Consider the following 22790-nt stretch of genomic DNA (forward strand, 5'->3'; position numbering starts at 1 on the left):
GTGAGGACTAATCAAAGTGATTGTTTCGGAGGCCAACTTCTAGTCAAATATTTTTCTAAAGAATTACTCAATAGGTTAATCGATAAGCCCAATATCCCAACGATTATCAAAATGCCAAAAACCTGTGCTGAGTTATAGTTTCGTTGTCCTGCAATCATGAGTCCGCCCAATCCATTACTACCGGTAAGCATTTCTGTGAGCAGAGTAATCACAATCGCTAAGGGGATGGTTACGCGGATACCGATAATTGCATTGGGTATTACGGAAGGAATAATCACTTTGAAAATGAATTGCATTTGAGTTAAATGTAATGCCTTGCCCATATCTAAAGTACCTTGTCTCATACTGTCAACACTCGAAACCACATTGAGTAAGATCGGCCAAATCGTAGCAAACACAATAATCAATACCTTCATCGAATCACTGTAGCCCATCAAAAGAACGGCAATAGGAATAATCACTGGGGGAGGTATCGCTCTAAAACATTCAAAAAGGTACGTGGTCCATTCCCTAAATAGTTTACTCACGCCAATGATGATGCCTAGGAAAAAACCAATCGTGATGGAGATGGATAAACCGATGCCAAATATCCAAAAGGTCTCTTTGATACCATTTTGAAGTTGACCATTATTCCAGAGTTGTGTGATGGCACTTAACCAAAATGAAGGTGCCGGAAAGTGGGGTGAGGGACCATTGGATAGAAGTTGCCAGAGGGTAAGTAAGATAGCAATGGGCAGTAGACCCAAGACACATCTGATGAGTGTTTGCAGCAGATGAGATCTCATGTTGTCATCGCTCCAATCGTATTTTTTTTACGTTGACCGGGTGTTAGTTGGTTGATGATGTTGTTTAATAAATAATTAATTAGCACATTCAATAACGCTATCGTAAAGATGTAAGCAAACATATTTGTGGGATGCATGGCTTGTTGTTCTCGCACAATGGCATAGCCCATTCCATTAGGGCTTCCAATCATCTCGGCAACAACTGCCATAATAATTGATAGTGAAAGACTGATACGTAAGCCGACTAGGATCGAAGCTTTGGCTGAGGGTAAATAAACTTTATAGATCCTAGAATATTTGTTTAATCGTAAGGAGGAGACGACCTCGTATAGCGAGTTGGGAATATTGCGGATACCGCCCATAGTATTGACTAGGACTGGCCAAAGAGCTGGTAGAACGATGACAACCAGTTCCATTTGTAGTGAAAAACCAAACAACAGTAAACCAATTGGTGCAAAAGCGACTCCAGGCCAAGGTCTTATTACCTCAATACTGGTATAGGTATATTTGTAAAAGGTTTTTGATAAACCAAGAGCGATACCAATGAAGACCCCTAGGGAGGAGGCTATTGTCCACCCGAGTAAGGCGGCAAAAAGCGTATGGAAAATTTCTTCCCAATATTGTTTTGATACGAGTAGGTCAAGCCATGAAAAAAAGATGGCAGATGGTGCTGGCAGATTATCAAACTTAATTAGAAATTGGATGACGCCTTCCCAGAGTAATAAAAAAATGAAGACACCTGCTAGTCCCCTCCCTGATAGGGAGGACTTTTTTAAAAAAGTCATTAATTTACCTTGATGGATTCATGAATGGACTTACGATATTCCAAGAATTCAGGCAGACCACGTGTAGTTAGTTGATCACGATGTTGGGATAACGAAATTTCGATTGATTGAGAGATTTCCCCTGGGGGACCCCGCATAATGGATACCTGATCGCCGAGGTAAATAGCTTCTTCAATATCGTGTGTAATAAAAACAATCGATAGATTTGTTTCATCTCTGAGTTTTAGTAGTTCGTCTTGCATACTTGCTTTCGTCATAGCATCTAAGGCCGCGAAAGGTTCGTCCATGAGTAGTACTTTGGGTTTCGTTGCAAGCGCACGTGCTATTTGAAGACGTTGTTGCATGCCACCTGATAGTTGCCAGGGGTAATCGTGTTCACGCCCCGTTAAATGGACTTGACGAATGGCTTCTTTCACTCTAGCTGCACATTCCTCTGGGTTTAAACGATCTTCAATCGGTAGAGAGATATTTTTTTCTACGGTACGCCACGGTAGTAATGCATTGGCATAGTCTTGAAAGACAAAGGCCACTTCCGCTGGTGGGGCAGTGACTTCGGTATTTTGAAAGAAAACCTGGCCCGTACTTTTATTGGTTAACCCCCCCAATATTCGCAAAAGAGAGGTCTTGCCACACCCAGAGGCACCGACAATCGTATAAATTTTTCCAGCTTCAATCGTTAAATTAATATTTTTTAAGATGGAACGCTTTTCATTTGATTTACCAACTGGTAGCTCTAGAAAAAGCTCATTTATTTCATAAATTAGATTCACTGCAGGCTTAATTTTTAAATACGATTTTATTGGGATCAACTGGTAAATTTAATGCGCCGATGTCACGCAAAGCCTTAACCCAAACTTCAATTTGAGAAGACTTGATGGAGGCATCGTAATAAGGCAATGGAATCTTTTCCGTAACGGCAGGTGGTAAGTTGGTATATTTTCCTAAAATTGCTCTTGATTCAGCGGAGTTCTTTTCAATGAACTCTTTAGCCTCAGCAATCGATTGGCTCCACTTCATCACTGCTTCTTTATTGTTTTTAGCCCAAGTACCGTTTGCAATCCACATCACGAACAGGGTTGGATCATCAACCGATAACAAAGGGTCGCCGAGCGTCATAAATTCCGGTTGGCTTAAAATTTGACCAACAAAGGGTTGGAGTAGTTCTAAGGCGTCAACTCGAGAGCCTTTGAGTTGATCCACCATATTCGGGAAGGGGACTTCAACGGCGCGGATTGAATTAGGATCAACACCATTTTTTTTCAACCAAGTAAGTGTTGCTAAATGCATGATCGACCCGATGGTAGGCGTTGCAATCGTTTTACCTGAGAGATCTTTAATGCTATTAATGCCAGCATTTTTCTTCACAACAAATTGCATACTCATATGACTTGAGGACTCAACCACGCCTCCTGTGATGGCAACTACATCAATGCCATTGGCTGCCGCTTTAATCAAATCAGGTGGGGTGGATGCGGCCACATCAAATTGTTTTCCCATGGTAGGGGGCAGTAAAGAAACATTTTGAATTGGCGTTAAGGTTACATCTAAACCATTGTTTTTGAAGATTCCTTTCTCTTTTGCTACCCATGCTGGTAACCATGTGGCTACGGGCACATAAGCCGCTCTGATGGGTGTTAAATTTTGAGCAGTTACGCCATTTGTCATGGCGAGTATGAGGCAAGAGATAATGCCACAGGATACTGAACGAATAGTTTTAAAGGATAGGGAGGAGTTGCCAATCATTTTTTGTCTCATTCTTTTTTGTTATGAAAAATTTATCCTCAAACGATATCAGAAATTGAAGTTAATGAATGGAAAAATAGGGGTTATCCACTATTATTTTTAATTAAGGATGATAAAAATATCAAAAATTTTAAAAGTTAAAAACTCCTATATTAAGATAGCAAAATAAATCAATAATTAAAAAATTAGGAGACCAAATGTCATTGGCAGCTATGCACAAACTAGAACTTATTTTGCAGTGGAAGGCCGAGAATCTCCGTCTCCCACTTTGGCAATTCATTGATGAGCAAGCTAACTAATCGACGATGCCTCTTCAATCTAGTTAATACATCGACTGAAGTAAAAATGTAATTAACCTGTCCTTTCTTAAAAAATCAACAAAATAATTATTCACATCAAGGTTCCAAATGGATTTTAAAATTAATGAATTATCCCAATACGAAAGATATAAATTTTTATCAGCGTTAGTCATTCCTCGTCCAGTGGCATTTGTAACTACAAAAAATGCCGAGGGTAAACATAATGCTGCTCCGTTTAGTTTTTTTAATCTTTTCTCCGAAGATCCCGCATTAGTTGTTTTAGGTTTCAGTCATCGTCCCGACGGTAGAAGTAAAGACACCATCAACAATATTCGAGCAAGTGGACAATTTGTGGTGAACATGATTGATAAAAGTATTATTGGTGCAATGCATATTGCCTCCGCTGATTTTTTACCTGAAGAAAGTGAAATTGATTTTGCTGGCATTGATCTCAGTCCTAGTCAAGCGGTTGATGTGATGCGCATCACTGAGTCGCCAGTTAGTTTGGAGTGCAAAGTTTTTGAAATTAAGGACCTTACTGAAAGAAGAGCCTTGGTATTAGGTGAGGTTTTAGCCATTCATATTAAGGATGAAATTTTTGATCCAATGACTAGACGCGTTATCCCGGAGAACTACTCTCCAATTGCACGTCTTTATGGTAATGAATATGCTTGGCTAGGTAAGCGTTATACCAAAGCGATCCCAACACGGGACGAGATTCGTGAAAAAGGTTTGCAAGCGGGTGATATTCCTGAAGATTGAGCCCTGAGAATTTGGTATTTAAACAAAGGATGATTAATCTTTGGCTTTCTGTTGAGCTAAAACTTGTAAATCATCTTCCCAGGATTTAATTTTTTCTTGCGTTTTTTTCCGCTGGCTTTGATTAAAGAGAGCTGTAGTTTTGGCAAGAATGATGCCACTACGGACATCTCTTTTTTTCTCAAATTCTTTTTGTTCTGGAGTAGTGCCAAATTCAATATCATTGAAAAGTTGGGTCAGGATCGCTTTTGTTTGCACAATAGATGGTTGCTCTGAACTAATTTTTCTTAAACTATTTAAGATTAATTGTTGTTTGTAGAGCCTCGCTTCATAAACCAGTTGCATATCCAAAAGATTCTCTTTGGCGATTTCTTTGAGTTGTAATTTTTGTGATTTAGAGAGGTCGCCACTAAAAGACTCCGTTCTTTCAATAATTTTTTCGACTCGTTTATTAAGCCGATCTTCTGGTGAGCCTTTTAGATAATCTGATTGAAATTTCTTATTGAGTTTATTGAAGGTGTTTTCGAGATGTACTAGTTGCTTTGGTTGCAGTGTTACAGCTAATTTGGCAAGATCATCTTGTGCTAAATAGATTGACTCTTTTGATAAAAATTTCACTTTTTGAACCACTAAGATTGCGTCTTCTTCACTGATGGCTTGATCTAGTTTGTGCCTAATCTGTTGGAGTCCTTGACGTGATTTTGGCAGTTCCTCTTGGCGATGTTTCTTGGTTAAAAGAGGTAATGCTTGATCAAATATTTTCTCTTGCTCATCGGTTAAGTTAATGTAATCATCAAGCCACCACTTTAAAAGGTAATCCGATTGGTTATAGGCTAATTGAATGGAGCTGCAAGAGCTTAATACAAATCCTACCCATATTGTTAGGAGAAGAAGGAGTAAGCGATCTTTTAAGGTTGTCATTGAAAATTTGGTAGATTAAACATTTCTTTGAATTTAGTATTTACGAACATGTTACTCTAGATAAAAATAAATAAAATTTTCAGAGACTTTTAAATTGTGTATCCATTTCACTCATGATAGGAGAAGAACATGTCAACTAGACGTCATTTTTTAAAACAAAGTAGCGCAATCCTTGGTGGGCTTAGTTTTTGTTCTTGTCATTTACTGAGTAACGTTAATGCACAAAATCTTCCGGTTAAACGTCCACCAATAGTGATAGCTGGTAAGAAAATTAAAGCAATTGATATCCATGCCCATTGTTATTTTCAAGAGGCCATTGATTTGATGGGGCCAGAGGGTAAGAATGTATTAGCACCCACTCGAGGTCAAACCAAAAATTTCATTAATGTTTCTGAGCGCGTAAGTAACATGCAAGCGCAGGGCATCGATATGCAAGTGTTAAGTATTAATCCTTATTGGTATAAAAAAGATCGCGAAACTACTGAGGCCATTTGCCAGATCAATAATCTCAATATGTCTAAACTCTGTGGTGAGAATCCTGATCATTTTGCTGGCTTTGCATCCATTGCCATGCAATTCCCTGATTTGGCGGTAAAGCAGTTAGAAGAAGCCGTTAAAAAATATCATTTAGTTGGGGCAGCAATCGGTGGCAGCGTGAACGGTGATGATTTTTCAAATCCTAAGTATCATCCCGTATTTGCTAAAGCCCAAGAGTTAAATGTTGCTTTATTTATTCATCCACAAAGTACCCCTCAATTAGCTTCTAGATTTAAAGGCAATGGTTGGCTCTCTAATTTAATTGGTAATCCACTTGACACCACAATTGCCTTACAACATTTGATTTTTGATGGAACTTTAGACAAGTTCCCAAATATTAAAATTATTGCTGCCCATGGTGGAGGGTATTTACCCTCCTACGCACCACGTTCAGATCATAGTTGTTTGGTATCTCCGACGATGTGTGATCCGAATATTGTGTTGAAGAAAAAACCAACTGAGTATTTGAATCAACTATATTTTGACTCTTTGGTGTTTACCTCTGAGGCCCTAAGACACTTGAAAGCGCAAGTGGGAGCAAGTCAAATTATGATTGGGTCGGATCATCCGATTCCGTGGTCTGAAGAGCCGGTGAATCATATTATGGAAACCCCCGATCTTTCTGACGATGAGCGGATTGCAATTCTTAGTGCAAACGCGGTACGAGTTTTAGGATTAAAAATTTGAAACGAAGTGCAGCGCGGATCCTAAAGCTGCGCTGGGCTAGATGGACTCACTGCAGTGGTGGCAAGTGTTACCTAGTTTTGCGCAAGGTCAGTGGCTTCCAAACGAATGATATTTGTTTCATTCGTTTGAGGTTTAACTTTCCATCCTTGAAAGTACAACTCAATTTTTTCTAAGTCGGAGCTGACAATCGTGAATGGAGCCTGTCCAAAAATAGTTTTGGATTGACCAGCTTCCAGGTTGAAGGTGGTCATTTTATTTTGGCTATCAATTACGCAGATGGTTTGTGTTTCTTTACTCATCATGTAGACCATCTCCCCTGATTTACTTGGGTTGGCCGTGCGATAGGTCATTGCGTTTTGTTTTTCATAAGCACATGGATTGGCAGCGGTAACTGTCGATACTTTTTGTGCTTCTATTGGCTCCTGAGAGGTGAGCATAGTGGTCTCAATTTTTTCAATCGAGAGATTGTCGTTGCTTGGGATAGGTTCAATAACGATTGGATAGTCTGAACCCACCAGTTGTCTTACATAGAGATTGGTTGACTCATTAAAAAACATCATGCTACCAACAGCAATGATCAGGATACTGAACGCTAGAGTATGAAGGCCAAAAGCGGATTTTTTTTCTTGCTTTGATTTGGTCAATAGCTCAATACTTAACGGCGCTTGATTATTTGTTGGTAAAGGTGTTTCAACCTCATCTTTATTTTCGGGAAGCTCAATCAGATAATCATTCTCTTTCAAGCCTAAAGCAGCCCCCACTTTTTTTGCAACTTGTATTTTGTGAGATGGTGTAAAAAATATAGTGGCTTGATTGTTTTCTAATTGGGCAATGTGTTGATGCGATAGGCAAACCTTTAATCCTAACTCTTTGAGAGTTAGACCTTTGGCCTCTCTGGCAAATCTCAATTGATCGCCATCTACATCAATATTTGGAAATTGCTTTGTCATTTTTATATTCTAGGGGAGTTTGATGACAAAAAAGCGACGGAATAATAAATATTTGATTAATAATCATCATCTTAGTGCTTAGGAGTGCAAAAGATGGTGAATAAAATCAAAAATAAACAGTCTTCCTCATGCTTTTCCCCAATAGACTTACTTGAGTTTTTCTATTAAAACTTTAAAAGTACTATTGGTGCTTAGTGAATTTTTAATAAAAAATCTATTAAGGTCAGGTGTAATTCAATAATAACTATATATGAGACGATTTCAATTATTAATCAATGGAGAGTGGGTCAATCCAATTGGCGATGCTTGGATTGAAAGTAAAAATCCATTTAACGGAGAAGTTTGGGCTGAGATTCCAAGGTGTACGGCCAATGATGTTGATAAGGCCGTAAATGCAGCTCATGTTGCTCTGACTAAAGGTGCCTGGGCAGAGATGACTGCTAGTCAAAGAGGGATGCTCTTGCATCGGCTTGGGACGTTGATTGCTCGTGATGCTACAAAGTTGGCAGAGATCGAAGTTCAAGACAATGGTAAGTTATTTGCTGAAATGTCTGCGCAATTAAATTACATTCCTCAGTGGTATTACTATTATGGAGGCTTGGCCGATAAAATTCAGGGCAGTACATTGCCATTGGATAAAAAAGGATATTTTTGTTTTACACGTAATGAACCTATTGGGGTTGTCGCAGCCATAACACCCTGGAATTCTCCATTACTTTTAGCCGCATGGAAAATTGCACCAGCCTTGGCTGCAGGTTGTACGATTGTTATAAAGCCCTCTGAATTTACTTCCGTTTCTACTCTCGAGTTTGCTAGACTATTTGAAGAAGCAGGATTCCCCCCAGGGGTCATCAATGTGATTACAGGGTTTGGTTCCGAGGTTGGCTCTGCGCTCGTTGAACACCCCTTGGTCAGCAAGATCACTTTTACTGGCTCTGATACAACGGGCAAACTCATTAATCAACAAGCAGCTGCTCATTTAAAGCATACCTCCATGGAGTTAGGGGGCAAATCGCCTAATATTATTTTTGAGGATGCTGACATTAAACAGGCTATTTACGGAGCTGTATCTGGCATTTTTGCTGCCAGTGGACAAACTTGTATTGCCGGTTCAAGGTTATTGGTACAAGAAAGTGTTTACGATGAAGTGGTAGACAAATTACTAGAGATTGCGCGAACAGCAAAAATGGGTAATCCGATGGACTCGACCACTCAGGTTGGTCCAGTGACTACTTTGCCACAATATCAAAAAGTCCTCGATTACATTGAAATTGCCAAGAAAGATGGGGCAACTTTATTGCTTGGAGGTTTACCTGGCAGGGCTCCTGGCTGTGAAAAAGGCTGGTTTGTTGAGCCAACTATTTTTGGAGATGTTAAAAATCATATGCGAATCGCGCAAGAAGAAGTGTTTGGACCGGTACTATCCATCATCAAGTTCAAGGATGAAGAAGATGCGGTTGCAATTGCCAATGATGTTCGGTTTGGGTTAGCTGCCGCAGCTTGGACTAAGGATATTGGTAGGGCGCTTCGTATGTCTGAAAAATTGAAGGCTGGAACGGTATGGATCAATACTTACCGAGCTATCAGCTATATGGCACCATTTGGTGGCTATAAAGATTCCGGGTTGGGCCGTGAAAATGGTCAGGATGCCATCAAGGAATATCTCCAAGTCAAGAGCGTTTGGATTAATAGTGGGGCAGTGAGTGGGAATCCTTTTGTAATGCGGTGAGCGCTCGTTTAATAATAGATTTTTTTTAAATTGTTTTTGAAAGATATTGGATTAATTTTATGAATATAGTCATTGCTGATGATTATCAGAATTGTGTAAAAGATTTAAATTGCTATGCGACGTTATCTGAGCATCAAGTGCAAGTGTATGTAGAGCCGGTTCAGCATCGTGATGAGTTAATTGATCGACTGAAGGATGCCGATATTTTGGTCATTATTCGGGAACGTATTTCGATTGATGAAGAATTATTAAGGCAACTACCTAAACTACGATTAATTTCTTTGGTGGGGCGACATAGTAAAACGATTGATTATGCTGCTTGCACGAAATATGGTGTTGCTGTGACGCATGGTATTTCTTCTTCACCAGAAGCACCAGCTGAATTAACTTTGGCGCTGATGCTTGCTGTAAGGAGAAATGTGGTACTTGAGGCAACCAGAATGAAAGAAGGTAAATTCCCTATCACCCTGTCCCACAGGCTTGCTGGTTCGACTTTAAGTATTTATGGATTAGGCGTTATTGGTCAGATTGTGGCAAAAGCTGCGCAGGCAATGGGTATGCAAATTCTAGTTTGGGGTCGAGAGGCTTCTTTAAATAAGGCAAAAGAACTTGGATATGAGATTGCACAGAGTAAAGCAGATTTATTTACACGAGCGGATGTATTAAGCCTACATTTACGCTACAACAAAGACACAGCTAATTCAGTGTCCTATGCTGATCTTAGTTTGATGAAGCCAACGGCATTGTTTATTAATACTGCAAGGGCGGAGTTGGTAGAAGAGGGCGCTCTAGAGAAAGCTCTACGACAGGGTCAGCCAGGTTTTGCAGGTGTTGATGTTTATGAGAATGAACCAATTCTGGATGGTAATCACCCTTTTTTATCAATGGAAAACGTCGTTTGTATGCCGCATTTAGGCTGGGCGGACATTGATACCTTCGAACTTTATTTTGGAGAAGCATTCGAGCAAGTAGTACGTTATCTTAACAAAGAGAGTTTACGTTTAATTAATCCTGAAGTCATTTTGAGGTAGCTTACATGAAAACTATTCGACGGTTTAGTATTTATTTGATGTTGGTCCTATTTTTATCAAATGTAATAGCAGCAGAAAAATATCCCTCTAGACCGATTCGACTAGTGGTTGCGAATACCGCAGGTTCATCTGCAGATGTGATGGCAAGAATTATTGCTACCGGTCTGTCTGAGTCATTTAAATGGAATGTGGTGGTTGAAAATAAACCAGGTGCAAATGGCATTGTCGGCATTGATATGGTTGCTAAAGCTCCCCCCGATGGATATACATTGGGACTGGTTGTGCCTAGTCTGATGACCGTCAATCCACATGTTTATAAAAATATGCCGTTTAGACCCTTAGAGGATTTAGTGCCCATTACTCAAACCACTTCGATTGTTTTTGCTCTGGTCGCCAACCCCCAACTTCCTTTCAAAAATGCCAATGATCTTATTTCATTTTCTAAAAAAAATGAGCGTCCTTTAAACTTTAGTTCAGCTGGTGTTGGTAATCTAGGACATTTAGCTGCTGAATTATTTTCTGCGAATGCAAATATTAAATTCACTCATATTCCTGCTCGTGGAGATGCTGCTGGTATGCTTGACGTGATGGGTGGACATACTGATTTAATGTTTGTACCTTTGGCCTCTGCCATCAGTCATATTAGGTCCGGCAAATTAAATTTATTAGCGATTGCATCACCTGTGCGAGTACAGCAGTTTCCCGATGTGCCAACCCTAGTAGAGCTTGGTTTCCCGGAAGTTGTGATTCAGGGTTGGACTGGATTAGTAGCTCCAAGCGCAACACCACTACCCGTGATCAATGATCTTCATCGAGCGGTTCAACAAATACTTTCGGACAATGCAATTAGGCAGTCCATTTTTCAGCAGGGTATGGAAACTATAGGTTCCAGTTCCAATGACTTTAAGCAATTTATGAAAATGGAGTCCATTAAATGGGGAAATCTGATTCAGCAGTCTGGCTTGAAATTAAATGATTAAAAAAACCTAAAAATTGCAGTTTGTATTTCTTTAAAGAGTTTTTCTTTTCAATTTAGAAGGTGATATTACTCGACCGGTCTTGATGGTTTAATGGTGCTTGCATCCAATTGAATGAAAAAGAATATTGGATTGTGCTGTTTAGGCTGTGAAATGATGATGAGAACTCCTAAGTCTAAAAGAGACTAAAGGTTTCTAATTCGTAGAATGAGAAGTCTGTATCACCTGAGACATACTTTACCGATGAAGGCATATGGTGAGGAGGGCTAACCTATGCCATGGAATGAAAACCCGAAAATGGATGAACAGCTTAAAATTTTCTCTCATGTCATACCATTTAAAAATAACAACCTAGCTCGTTATTTTTAGTCAAGTTATTGAACATCAATTAAAGGGTCAAAATGTTGCGCACCACTCTAATTTTTTTTTTCTTTAGTCGGATTTTTTGCGCAAGCTCAAAGTAAACTACCGACCTTAGAGCCGCAAGAATTTCGTGTTACTTTGTTAGGGACTGGAAGTCCAACGCCGTCCATGGCACGTTTTGGTCCAGGTGTCTTGATACAAGCGGGCGGAAAACATTTGTTAATTGACAGTGGTCGTGGAACAACTCAGCGTATTTGGCAATTGGGTATTAAGCTGGGCTTGATCGATGCAGTTTTTATCACACACCTTCATTCTGATCATGTGGTGGGGCTACCCGACATATGGCTTACAGGATGGTTAGAGACTAACTACGCACAGCGAAATGGTCCCTTTGTTATTTATGGGCCTAAGGGTAGTCAACAATTAATGAATGGCTTGGAACAAGCCTATGAGTGGGATATCAAAGCAAGAATCGCTGATCAAGCACTCAAACCAGAAAACATCAAATCAGTCGTCACTGAAGTTAATGCGGGTGTTGTCTATAAAAAAGATGGTCTCACGGTGACCGCCATTGAAGTCGATCATGGTGACTTACTAAAACCTGCGTTTGGATACCGTATTGATTATGACAATCGATCGGTCACAATCTCTGGCGATACACGTTATAGTGAAAACCTGATCAAATACTCCATGGGTTCTAATTTGATCATTCACCAAGTAGCTGCAGCAAAAGAAGCTTTACTAAAAAATCCAGCGATTAAAGTAATCTTAGATCACCACACTTCTCCAGAGGAGGCTGGTACTCTTTTTAGTAAAGTTAAACCTCAACTTGCAGTTTTTTATCACTTTGTGTTGCTCGGAGGTCCTGGCATACCCGCGGTCACTGAAAAAGAAGTGTTTGATAGGGCAAGAAAAACCTACTCTGGGCCATTGGTGATTGGCGAAGATTTGATGACGTTTCAGATTGAAAAAGACCAAGTTATTCAAAAGTAATGCAAATACTGTTAACAATTCATGAATTTTAAATTGATTGCAATTTCCCACGCATGACTCCAGAAATGCAAAAAGGCTTCTAATCGTTAAATTAGAAGCCTTTAATTGGTTGCGGGGATAGGATTTGAACCTATGACCTTCGGGTTATGAGCCCGACGAGCTGCCAGACTGCTCCACCCCGCGTCTGTTCTGTACTAAGAGATAAACTATAACACGTTTAACAGGGAATAGCAAACCCTTTGAAAATTTATGTTATTGACGGGTGCTTAATAGGCTGTTGTTGAATCACTAATTGTGGAAATGGAATCTCAATATCTTCTTGTTCAAAAGCTAACTTCAGCCTGCCTTGAAACTCTCTTTTAACCAACATTTGAGAGTTAGTGTCAACCTTGATTCTGCATCTGACTACAATGGATGAGTCTCCAAAGTTCTCAAGTCCTGCAATTTCGAGATCATCTAAAATATGACTCATAAACCTAGGGTCTTCGCGCAGTTCCTTTGCTACTTTTTTAAGCGTGCTATTTAAGTGATTTAAGTCCGTCTTGTAGGCAACACAGACATCCATGACTGCATAAATAAAGTTCCTTGAGCGGTTGGTAACTACGGAAATGGCATTATTGGGCACAAAATGTACCACGCCCTCATAATTCCTGAGTCGAATATACCGAAGCGTAACCTCTTCGACAGTACCAATTTTCCCAGCTATCTCAACAATGTCACCTTGCCGAATTTGATTCTCCAGCAACATCACAAATCCTGTGAAGTAATCTTTAACTAAGGATTGGGCACCAAAACCAATTGCTACTCCAGCAACACCAGCAGTAGCAAGTAAAGGGGCTACAGGTACGCCTAAAGAAGAGAGAGTCGTGGTTACGGTCAATGAAAAGATTACTACGGAGGTTACATAACGAATCACTCTAGATAAAGTTTTGATTCTTTTTGCTTCATCCTCCGAAGTATGCTCTGTCATTTTGATTTCAATATCCCGAATGACCGCTTTAGCAATGCGTGAAATGAACCAAGCGACAAATAAGATAATCGTTATGTCAAAAACGATTACAAGAAAATCTAACCAATCAACGTAATCATCTAAATTAAATTTTTTGAGCAAGGCAATGAATGGGTTTTTCATGATTTTTTTCTGAGGGTAATAACATATTCTAGTTTAGTTTCAAGTATTATTTATTGATTAGTCCTCATCCAATCAAACGAACAAAATCAATGAATAATGGAAGCCTTCGCTACGGAATTGACCTTGGTAATAAAGTGGTCTTGGTAGATACGGGTTTCGTTCGCCCTCAATTTGATGCGGCTTACATTATTTCGCAAAGAGCACCTTCTGGTGATCGACTAGCCATTATTGACACGGGAACTAATTTTTCAGTTCCTAGGATCTTAGCAACGATTAAAGATTTAGGATGTCATTATGAACAAGTGAGTTACATTATTTTGACGCATGTTCATTTGGATCACGCGGGTGGAGCAGGCTTACTCATGCAATATTGTCCAAATGCCAAACTTGTGGTTCATCCAAGAGGTGTTCGTCATATGATAGACCCTCGTGCACTTCGCGCTAGCGCCGTTTCTGCTTATGGTGAAAGTCAGGTGAATCAAGACTATGGCAAATTAGTGCCGATCCATCCTAAAAAAATTCTTGAAGTTGGTGATGGTACTTTAATTAATCTTGCCGGAAGAATCTTAACTATTTTAGAAACTCCTGGTCATGCGAAACATCATATTTGTATTTGGGATGAGCTCACTCAAGGAGTTTTTACTGGGGATACGTTTGGTTTATCTTATCGAGAATTAGATACTTCCCAAGGTCCCTTTATTTTGCCTGCTACAACCCCAAGTCAATTCGACCCCAAAGCACTAAGAATGTCTCTCAAAAAAATCATGGCTTTGAGACCAGATTGTCTTTATTTAACTCATTTTGGGCGCGTAGGGCCAGTAGCTAGAATGTATGAGGGCATGTTAAAGATGCTCGATGAAGTGGAGAGCTTGGGAAAAAAACTGAAAACAGCCGAAAGTCGTCATGACTTTTTAAAAGAGGGCTTACTGAATATCTACCTTCAGGCCCTCAGAAATCATGGTTCACAACTCGGTGATTTCAAGATTCAAGAATTGCTGGAATTAGACATCGAGCAAAATGCACTAGGAATGGGTTCATGGATGGGTAAACCATTAGAAATTTAATGTATCAGTAGTTTTAAAGGTATATAATTTTTACCAATGGATCACCAACAAGGTACAAAATGTCCTTAAGTAACCCCCAGTTTTCAGAATCAAAGATTCTTCGCCCGATTAACCTTGAATCTCATACCCACCATTCCCGTGGTAATACCTCAACCTTGATGTTGGCCGCCATTGGGATCGTTTTTGGTGACATTGGCACTAGTCCTTTGTACGCATTAAAAGAGTGTTTTAGTCCCGAACATGGCATTCCTTTTTCACCGGAGGCAGTCTTCGGTGTCATTTCGATGGTCTTTTGGGCTTTTTTGGTTGTAGTGTCACTCAAGTATGTGATGTTCGTTATGCGGGCCAATAATAATGGTGAGGGAGGAATTTTAGCCCTGATGGCGCTTGCACTTCGAACAGCTCCAGTAGGCTCAAAGAGAGCTAGTGCAATCATCATGCTTGGAGTTTTTGGTGCCTGTATGTTTTATGGTGACGCCGTAATTACTCCGGCAATTTCAGTACTTTCGGCTGTTGAAGGGATTGAAGTTGTATCTGAAGAATTTAAACCTTATGTGATCCCCATCACATTAGTCATCTTGATCTTACTTTTCTTTATTCAAAAGAAGGGTACGTCAACCGTAGGGATTTTGTTTGGCCCCATCATGGTGGTTTGGTTTGTTGTGCTTGGCTTGATGGGTATTTATAACATTATCGATAACCCTCAGATTATTAGTGCAATCAATCCCTTACATGCAGTTAGTTTCTTATTGGAGCATTCTCTTCAAGCATTTATTGTGCTGGGAGCGGTCTTTTTGGTGCTGACGGGGGCTGAGGCCCTGTATGCTGACATGGGGCATTTTGGTGTGAAACCCATTCGATACGCTTGGTTTTTTATAGCAATGCCATGCTTGCTATTGAATTATTTTGGACAAGGGGCAATGTTGTTAGACCGCCCCGAGGCAATTAGTAACCCTTTTTTCTTGATGGTGCCCGAGGCCTTTACTCTGACTTTAGTGATTTTGGCTACCTTTGCAACAGTGATAGCATCACAAGCCGTGATTTCAGGCGCTTATTCGATGACAAGTCAGGCAATTTTGTTAGGCTTTGTGCCTAGAATGAGGATTTTTTATACTTCGGCAAAAGAAGTAGGTCAGATTTACATGCCAGCAATTAATTGGATGTTGTTAGTGATTGTGATCTGTGTAGTCGTTTCTTTTAAGAGTTCGGCTAATCTCGCCGCGGCCTACGGTATTGCCGTCACGACCACCATGATCATTACGACCATCTTATCTGCAATTGTAATGAGCTTTGTCTGGCGTTGGAATCCGGTATTGATTTTTGTAATTATTGGACTTTTTATCACCGTTGACTTTGCCTTCTTCGCAGCTAATTTGTTGAAAATTGCCGAAGGAGGCTGGTTCCCCTTAACCCTTGGTGCAGTTTGTTTTGTTTTGCTGATGACATGGTACTTAGGTCGGAAGCTATTAAGAGAAAAAGCGATTGAGAATGGTATCCCATTGCTTGGCTTCATCGATTCCTTAAAAAACCATCCTCCACTTCGAGTAGAAGGAACTGCCGTTTTCTTAACCGCTCACGTTGATTATGTGCCAGTTGCCATGCTTCATAATTTAAAACATAACAAAATATTGCATGAGCGCGTCATTTTTTTAAAGGTAAGTATTTGGGATGTCCCTTTTGTTGAAGAGGAAAAGAGAATTACCTTTAAAGATCTTGGCAGTGAAATGTATTTAGTCCGTGCTATTTACGGCTTTAAAGAAACGCCAGATGTCTTGCATGTGATTGATGATTTAAAGGCTTATGGAATTGAGTGTGACAGCATGGATACCTCATTTTTCTTGGCTAGGGACTCCGTCATTCCATCAGCTATTCCTGGAATGGCAATTTGGCGTGAAAAAGTTTTTGCTTGGATGTATCAAAATGCCGCTAAGCCCTCAGATTTTTACCAGATTCCAACCAATCGAGTGGTGGAACTTGGCGCCAAAATTGAGATCTAAAAAAAGCACTAGGTATTCGCCTAGTGCTTTTAAGTGATTTGCATTAAAACTGAGATTGCTTTAAAACGCAGAAATTCCTGTGATTGCTCTGCCTAAAATTAGCGCATGAATGTCATGAGTTCCTTCATAGGTGTTGACAACTTCTAAGTTCAATAAATGTCGAATCACATCATACTCTTCGGAGATACCATTACCGCCAAGCATATCCCGAGCCATTCTAGCGATTTCTAGCGCTTTCCCAGTTGAGTTACGTTTCATGATGGAGGTGATCTCAGGACAATCAATACCTTCTTCCTTCATTCTTCCAAGTCGTAATGCTCCTTGGAGGGCGAGGCTAATTTCGGCAAGCATATCGGCCAATTTCTTCTGAATCAACTGATTAGAAGCTAATGGACGATTAAATTGTTTACGATCTAAAGTATATTGGCGAGCAATTCGCATACATTCCTCGGCAGCACCCATTGCACCCCAAGCAATTCCGTACCTCGCTGAATTCAAACAAGTAAAAGGGCCTTTTAAGCCAGATACCTTAGGTAATTCGTTTTCTGCAGGAACAAACACTTGATCCATAAATACTTGGCCCGTTGTCGAAGCACGTAGCCCCATTTTGCCGTGCATGATAGGAGCAGACAGGCCTTTCATGTTTTTCTCTAAAATATAGCCACGAATGACACCTTCGTCATTTTTTGCCCAAATAACAAAAACGTCAGCGAAAGGTGCATTGGAAATCCAAATTTTTGAGCCGGTCAGTTCAAAACCACCTGGGACAGACTTTGCTCTAGTAACCATGCTGCCAGGATCAGAGCCATGATCTGGCTCAGTTAGTCCAAAACAGCCGATATAGTGACCGCTGGCAAGTTTGGGTAGATATTTTTGCTTTTGCTCTTCTGAACCAAATTCGTTAATCGGTAACATCACAAGTGATGACTGCACAGATAGCATCGAGCGATAACCGGAGTCAACCCGTTCAACTTCTCTAGCAATTACTCCATATGAAACATATCCCAGTCCAGCACCACCGTATTCACTGGGGATTGTGCAGCCTAAAAAACCTAGCTCACCCATTTCCCGAAAGATGGCTGGGTCGGTAACTTCGTTATGAAAAGACTCACGAATTCTCGGTAGCAATCGTTCTTGACTGTATTGACGAGCAGCATCAGTAATCATGCGCTCTTCCATGGTTAATTGTTGTGCAATTAAAAGAGGGTCGTCCCACTGAAATCTTGTTTTATTTGACATAATCTATATAAGATAAAAAAATGATATTCGTATTAGTTTAGACTAAATTTAAAAAGATGATTAAAGAAAAAAACTCTAGCTTGGCTTTTCCTTTAGAAGCCTCACCTGCAAAAAGGTCGTTTAAATATTACGATTTAATGTTGGTCGGGTTTGTTACCGTTTTACTTTGCTCTAATCTCATCGGAGCGGGTAAAGCAGCACAAATTGAATTACCAATATTAGGAACGATGGTTTTCGGTGCGGGGATCTTGTTTTTCCCTATATCTTATGCATTTGGCGATATTCTGACGGAAGTGTATGGTTATGCCTATGATCGGCGTGCTGTATGGTGTGGCTTTGCAGCCCTCATTTTTGCTGCGCTGATGTCTCAGGTTGTGATTCATCTTGATCCAGCACCTGGTGAATATAACCAACATTTACAAGAGGGACTTGAGTCTGTTTTTGGTAATACTTGGCGGATTGTCTTTGGCTCTATTGTGGCCTTTTGGTCAGGCAGTTTAGTGAATGCTTATGTGTTGGCCAAGATGAAGATTTATTTCAATGGTAGACACCTTTGGTTTCGGATGATTGGATCTACAGCCCTTGGCGAACTAGTGGATTCGAGTCTGTTTTATATGCTTGCGTTTTACGCGATTTGGCCGACAGAACAGGTCATCAAAGTCGCCATCGTCCAATATATTTTGAAAACCTCCTGGGAAATCTTGGCTGTTCCTGTAACTTACAAGATTGTGGCTTTTTTAAAGCAAAAAGAGAATGAGGATTATTTCGATCACCAAACTAACTTTAACCCATTTAAGCTTAAAGTGTAGTCTCTTAATCTTGTGAGTTCAATTCAAAGCGGCTGTAATCATCTTGTCCAAGCGCCTTGACCAAAAACGGTAGACATTCTGCCAATTGCTCTTTTAGTTGCCATGGTGGATTGATTACCCACATACCACTTGCCGCCAATCCCTCGGTCAGTATTTGGCTTTTAATCTGTAATTCAGCTTGTAAGTAAGGTAATTGGTGGTCTTCACAAAATTGTGCAAGTTGCTGGGGGAGCTCAGTAGCATCACGTCGTTGTTGGATCGGATACCATATAAAATAAGCGCCCGTAGCAAATCTTTTAATTGATTCTCCAAGTGCTGTTAGTACCAATTGATAGTCATCTTTATTTTCATAGGATGGATCAATTAAACAAAGACCTCTTCTGGTTGGTGGTGGGAGATAGGCTTTCAATTGAGTAAAGCCATCTTTTTGATTGATTTGAACTGATTTTTTTGGACGATAGTTTTCTTGAGAAACTGCAATGTTTTCAACCAAAAAAGGAAAGTCGGTAGAGTGTAATTCCATTAACTTTAATTGGTCCTGTTTTCTCATCACCTGAAGCATCAATTGAGAAGATCCTGGATAGGTTTTGATTGATTTAGGTGGGTTGAGTAAAGCGATTTGTGCGAAATAATCACTGACAGACTCTGGTATCGCGTTTGGATGTTCTGAGCAATAAGTACTCAATCGTAAAACACCTTCATTTGCCTCAGCACTTTTTAAAGCATATTCCCCATCCAAGCTATAAATGCCGGCACCTGCATGAGTATCAATGAGACAGATACCGGTCTCTTTTTTTTGTAATAACTTGAGGCCGAACAATAAAGTAATGTGTTTAAGCACATCTGCGTGATTTCCTGCATGAAAGGCATGACGATAACTAAACATGATTTTTTAATAAGCGCTGATGTTTGAAATAGAAAATAAAGTAAATAATAAAATTTACCGTTAAAAAGAGAGCCGTCAGATATTGGACCGGTTGGTTGATTGCAAAATCAAGTTTTTGATTTAACAAAATATAAAGGTTAACTAGGCTCATCAGATTCACGATAAGGGAAGCCTTCGAATAAGTTTTAAATTTTGTGGCTGCCATTCTATTGATGAAGCTTGTACCCATTAAGCCGCAAAAAATTCCGAAAGAAGCGCCAATTAAAACATCCGATGGCCAATGGGCTCCAACGGCAATTCTGGAAAGGCCAGTTCCTATCGCCAAGAACCAAAGTAAATGAACATATTTACGATTTTGCCTTGAGATCGTAAAAATGATGGACGTACAGATAGCAAAGGCAGTCATGGTATGGCCAGAGGGCATTGCCGAGTGAAGCAGTGGAGATTCAATGATGTGAAAGCTAGCTTGGTCAAGGACAAAAGCAGGTCTTGGGGTATCAAAAAAAGATTTGGCTAGGTTAGAAACAATGCCAGTGATGATTCCAGAAAGAAGAGCGGAAAAAATCACTCTCGGCGCTACATAGATCACTGGTAATAAAATTACAAAAATAAACCAACCGTTACCACCTAAAGACAGGGTAGTCCAAAATAAATCGGGCAAAACAGAAAATTGTTGATTTAAAAATAAAAAGACATCAGTAGTCCAATTGTTCTGGTACAAGATGACCCAAATGAACAAGGGTAAAGAAATTAAATACCAAGCCGAAAAAGGAATTTTTTCCTTGATTGCATGCGTATGTTCTGGAGGCTTATTCAAAGTTAACTACAACCTCATTGGTAGGAGAGTTTAATAGTTTCTCCATCGCGTTAATTACTTGTGGTACTTTGATTGCCTGCATACAAACATTATCCAGGCATGGCGTCTTACGATGGTTCGCAGCACTAACACATGGCGAGCAGGCTAGTCCTGCAAAAATTGGAATAGAATTTCCTAAAGAGCCATAAAGTGCAGGAGTTTCTGGTCCAAACAAGACAATCGTTGCGAGCGGCGTAATTGAAGAAAAATGTCCTGGCCCAGAGTCATTTGTCACCATGATGTCAGCTAATTGATACAAGGCTGGTAATTCTGTGAACTTTACTTGACCAGCAAAGTTAATGACATTGGTACAGTTAGCACCATCCATGACATTTTGGGCATATTGTCGCTCTTCTGGAGAACCCGTTATCAGGAAAATTGCACTAGGCCATTTCTCTGCGGCTTGAGTAATTAGTTCAGAAAAGCGAGCAGGTGCCCAACGCCTCTGCGGCAACAAATCACTCGCGTTTGGATTAATAAGAATCAGGGGGTTGGGGAAACTCTTTTTTAACTCATCATCGATTGAAGACTCATTCAAACAATTTAAGATCTTTTCTCTGACATGGTCTCGTTGATCATCGCTTACTTGAGCTTGAGCTAAAACAATGTCTTCGTCTTTAATTAGTGTTTTACTAAAGGGAATTTCCAGCTCTTGACTAAATGCCGCATGGACGAGTGACATAAAGTTTTTTGAAATATGGATATGCGGGTTATAGTGAACTGCATGCGTTAACATTTTTCCACGCCATAGACCTTCACCATGATAGATGTGGTAACCAACCCTGCGTTGAGCAAGGGAGCAGCCTGTCAATAGTGCAGTAAAACGCGAGAATAACTCTAGGTCAATAACCGTGTCTATTTTTAATTGATGAATCTGCCACAATACTTTGACTGTACTCACTATTAGAGGAAGAAGGCCACTCGCATCAATAGTTAATATTCGATGATTAGGAACGGTATTTAAGAGTTCGAGACTAATTCGATTGCTCTTAAAAATGAGGAAATAGACTTCTGCGCCTCGTTTAATCGTTTCTCTCATTGCTGGGTCAACAAGAATCGCACTCCCCATTTCGGATAGTTCAATAAATAAAACTTTCTTTGGGGATAAATTGCTTTTGCCCAGCTGGTAACGAAACCAGTCAAAAAGAATCACAAAGGGACTTAAGATGGCGCACAAAGGAACACCAGCAAGGTGGTCAATACGACGCATAGTATCTACACGAATAGTCATAAGGATATTATCTCAGGTGGAGTTTTTTTTACTACTAATCTGAATAAACCTGGAAGAAAAGTAATGAGTGTAATCAGACCATACAAAAGGGAACTTAGAATCACTAGACTAGTATCAAGATGCCATAAACCTAGGATACTGGCTAAAGAGGTTTCTCTTAAACCCCATCCTGAAATACTAATCGGTAAAATCATTAAGATACTAATTGCTGGAATTCCAATCAATAAAGATTCAATGGGGGCATCAACATGACAAGCTTTAAGACATCCCCAATAAGCTGCCAGCGTTAAAGCATGAATGAGGACCGCAAAAGGAATTTGGACAATGATGTTAGGCCAACCCCATGCATTCATCGTGGCTTGCATTCCATGATGAATTTGTAGTCGCTCCAATGTCTTTTGAATGAGTGTTCTACTAGCTTTAAAGTGAAGTAGGAAAGAGATAAAGCCAGCACCTGAAATCATCACACCAACTAATATCCAACCCGTCGTACCAAGCCAATCATTGAAAATATAACCACCAAGTCCGAGACCAATCGCTCCTAAAATACTGTTTCCAGCAAAACCTAAAGAGCGATCCAAGGCTACATTGTAAAAGGCGGATTTTAGGTTGGGTGTCTGGCTAGTCTGCAGAGAGAGATTGCTCTCGGTATGCTGAAGGGCACTGATGGCACGGTAACTATCACCCCCTAGAGTCGTGGGTAATCCTTGATTAATGAGCCCACCAGAGAAATACCATCTTACATATTCAATTAAAGGGTTTGAGAAACCACCCGCTTGCATAATTTTCCCCCAACGTAATCCAGATGTTGCATTACTAACCCATAGCAACAGGAGCGTTAAGAAAAGCCATTCGAACTGAATAGTCGGTAGCGCCCTTTGAATACTTTGCCAATCGATGAGTGTGAAGGCTCTGAGTAAAAGAAGTAGCGAAATAACGACTCTTAGCCAAGAGAAGAATTTTTGCTGCCAAGTTCTAGTGATAGGTTTCGTCAAAATGATAAATTAAATCGATTGA

21 protein-coding genes and 1 tRNA gene are annotated in these 22790 nt (G+C 40.1%); 9 read left to right on the top strand and 13 right to left on the bottom strand.

All coding sequences use genetic code 11. The features are described from left to right. Positions 1-11: 11 nt before the first annotated feature. The 4 genes from B8983_RS10525 to B8983_RS10540 are packed head-to-tail and all read right to left on the bottom strand — an operon-like array spanning position 12 to position 3325. Complete coding sequence (locus tag B8983_RS10525; protein ID WP_084284422.1) at positions 12-785, bottom strand: ABC transporter permease; 774 nt, start codon at positions 783-785, stop codon at positions 12-14. After that, a complete protein-coding gene (locus B8983_RS10530) occupies positions 782-1570 on the bottom strand; it encodes an ABC transporter permease (RefSeq protein WP_084284424.1) in 789 nt (262 codons plus the stop codon). Before B8983_RS10530 ends, B8983_RS10525 begins: the two co-directional genes overlap by 4 nt. After that, a complete protein-coding gene (locus tag B8983_RS10535) occupies positions 1570-2340 on the bottom strand; it encodes an ABC transporter ATP-binding protein (RefSeq protein WP_084284603.1) in 771 nt (256 codons plus the stop codon). The genes B8983_RS10530 and B8983_RS10535 overlap by 1 nt, the downstream gene beginning before the upstream one ends. 7 nt (positions 2341-2347) lie before the next feature. Then, positions 2348-3325, bottom strand: a complete 978-nt coding sequence (locus B8983_RS10540) for an ABC transporter substrate-binding protein (protein ID WP_084284427.1) — start codon at positions 3323-3325, stop codon at positions 2348-2350. Positions 3326-3720: 395 nt separating this feature from the next. Between B8983_RS10540 and B8983_RS10545 the strand changes: the two genes are divergently transcribed. Beyond that, positions 3721-4374: a flavin reductase family protein gene (locus tag B8983_RS10545; RefSeq protein ID WP_084284431.1), complete on the top strand. Its 654-nt coding sequence runs from the start codon at positions 3721-3723 to the stop codon at positions 4372-4374. Between the two features lie 33 nt (positions 4375-4407). Here the strand turns inward: B8983_RS10545 and B8983_RS10550 are convergent, their stop codons facing one another. After that, a complete protein-coding gene (locus B8983_RS10550; protein WP_084284436.1) occupies positions 4408-5292 on the bottom strand; it encodes a DUF6279 family lipoprotein in 885 nt (294 codons plus the stop codon). Between the two features lie 129 nt (positions 5293-5421). On the opposite strand from B8983_RS10550, the gene B8983_RS10555 reads away from it, so the two are divergent. Further along, on the top strand, positions 5422-6516 hold the full coding sequence (locus B8983_RS10555; RefSeq protein WP_084284439.1) for an amidohydrolase family protein: 1095 nt from the start codon (positions 5422-5424) through the stop codon (positions 6514-6516). Between the two features lie 71 nt (positions 6517-6587). Here B8983_RS10555 and B8983_RS10560 read toward each other — a convergent pair whose 3' ends face one another. Next, the gene (locus B8983_RS10560) at positions 6588-7466 is read right to left on the bottom strand and encodes a helix-turn-helix domain-containing protein (RefSeq protein ID WP_084284448.1); all 879 of its coding nucleotides are present in this window, start codon (positions 7464-7466) and stop codon (positions 6588-6590) included. Positions 7467-7716: 250 nt separating this feature from the next. Here B8983_RS10560 and B8983_RS10565 point away from each other — a divergent pair, with 250 nt between their 5' ends. The 4 genes from B8983_RS10565 to B8983_RS10580 all read left to right on the top strand — a co-directional run bounded on the left by B8983_RS10565 (position 7717) and on the right by B8983_RS10580 (position 12559). Then, positions 7717-9195 carry an aldehyde dehydrogenase gene (locus tag B8983_RS10565; RefSeq protein ID WP_084284451.1) on the top strand — a complete coding sequence of 493 codons (1479 nt, stop codon included), beginning with the start codon at positions 7717-7719 and terminating at the stop codon, positions 9193-9195. A 59-nt stretch (positions 9196-9254) separates the two neighbouring features. Further along, positions 9255-10226 carry a D-2-hydroxyacid dehydrogenase family protein gene (locus B8983_RS10570; RefSeq protein WP_084284453.1) on the top strand — a complete coding sequence of 324 codons (972 nt, stop codon included), beginning with the start codon at positions 9255-9257 and terminating at the stop codon, positions 10224-10226. A gap of 5 nt (positions 10227-10231) precedes the next feature. Then, positions 10232-11206: a Bug family tripartite tricarboxylate transporter substrate binding protein gene (locus B8983_RS10575; protein ID WP_084284455.1), complete on the top strand. Its 975-nt coding sequence runs from the start codon at positions 10232-10234 to the stop codon at positions 11204-11206. A 498-nt stretch (positions 11207-11704) separates the two neighbouring features. Further along, positions 11705-12559, top strand: a complete 855-nt coding sequence (locus tag B8983_RS10580) for an MBL fold metallo-hydrolase (protein ID WP_084284458.1) — start codon at positions 11705-11707, stop codon at positions 12557-12559. 106 nt (positions 12560-12665) lie between these two features. Here B8983_RS10580 and B8983_RS10585 read toward each other — a convergent pair. Both B8983_RS10585 and B8983_RS10590 read right to left on the bottom strand, forming a co-directional pair. Continuing rightward, positions 12666-12742 (bottom strand) — tRNA-Met (locus tag B8983_RS10585). A gap of 64 nt (positions 12743-12806) precedes the next feature. Then, positions 12807-13691 (bottom strand): mechanosensitive ion channel family protein, encoded by an 885-nt coding sequence (locus B8983_RS10590; RefSeq protein WP_084284461.1) that lies wholly within the window; start codon positions 13689-13691, stop codon positions 12807-12809. A gap of 89 nt (positions 13692-13780) precedes the next feature. On the opposite strand from B8983_RS10590, the gene B8983_RS10595 reads away from it, so the two are divergent. Then, positions 13781-14755, top strand: a complete 975-nt coding sequence (locus tag B8983_RS10595) for an MBL fold metallo-hydrolase (protein WP_084284467.1) — start codon at positions 13781-13783, stop codon at positions 14753-14755. Positions 14756-14913: 158 nt separating this feature from the next. After that, a complete protein-coding gene (locus B8983_RS10600; RefSeq protein WP_234987020.1) occupies positions 14914-16752 on the top strand; it encodes a potassium transporter Kup in 1839 nt (612 codons plus the stop codon). Positions 16753-16812: 60 nt separating this feature from the next. On the opposite strand, the gene B8983_RS10605 is transcribed toward B8983_RS10600, so the two are convergent. Continuing rightward, on the bottom strand, positions 16813-17991 hold the full coding sequence (locus B8983_RS10605; RefSeq protein ID WP_084284472.1) for an acyl-CoA dehydrogenase: 1179 nt from the start codon (positions 17989-17991) through the stop codon (positions 16813-16815). A 56-nt stretch (positions 17992-18047) separates the two neighbouring features. Here B8983_RS10605 and B8983_RS10610 point away from each other — a divergent pair, with 56 nt between their 5' ends. Continuing rightward, positions 18048-18800 (top strand): queuosine precursor transporter, encoded by a 753-nt coding sequence (locus B8983_RS10610; RefSeq protein WP_084284479.1) that lies wholly within the window; start codon positions 18048-18050, stop codon positions 18798-18800. 4 nt (positions 18801-18804) lie between these two features. On the opposite strand, the gene B8983_RS10615 is transcribed toward B8983_RS10610, so the two are convergent. Genes B8983_RS10615 through B8983_RS10630 form a run of 4 tightly spaced genes read right to left on the bottom strand, consistent with a single transcriptional unit; the run spans position 18805 to position 22768 of the window. Then, on the bottom strand, positions 18805-19686 hold the full coding sequence (locus B8983_RS10615; protein WP_084284482.1) for a 23S rRNA (adenine(2030)-N(6))-methyltransferase RlmJ: 882 nt from the start codon (positions 19684-19686) through the stop codon (positions 18805-18807). After that, on the bottom strand, positions 19679-20503 hold the full coding sequence (locus B8983_RS10620) for a phosphatase PAP2 family protein (RefSeq protein ID WP_084284489.1): 825 nt from the start codon (positions 20501-20503) through the stop codon (positions 19679-19681). Before B8983_RS10620 ends, B8983_RS10615 begins: the two co-directional genes overlap by 8 nt. Next, positions 20496-21773: a glycosyltransferase family 9 protein gene (locus tag B8983_RS10625; protein WP_200806896.1), complete on the bottom strand. Its 1278-nt coding sequence runs from the start codon at positions 21771-21773 to the stop codon at positions 20496-20498. The genes B8983_RS10620 and B8983_RS10625 overlap by 8 nt, the downstream gene beginning before the upstream one ends. After that, positions 21770-22768 carry a lysylphosphatidylglycerol synthase transmembrane domain-containing protein gene (locus B8983_RS10630; protein WP_159460889.1) on the bottom strand — a complete coding sequence of 333 codons (999 nt, stop codon included), beginning with the start codon at positions 22766-22768 and terminating at the stop codon, positions 21770-21772. The genes B8983_RS10625 and B8983_RS10630 overlap by 4 nt, the downstream gene beginning before the upstream one ends. Positions 22769-22790: the final 22 nt, after the last annotated feature.

The organism is Polynucleobacter kasalickyi, from assembly GCF_900176405.1.
Classification (GTDB): domain Bacteria; phylum Pseudomonadota; class Gammaproteobacteria; order Burkholderiales; family Burkholderiaceae; genus Polynucleobacter; species Polynucleobacter kasalickyi.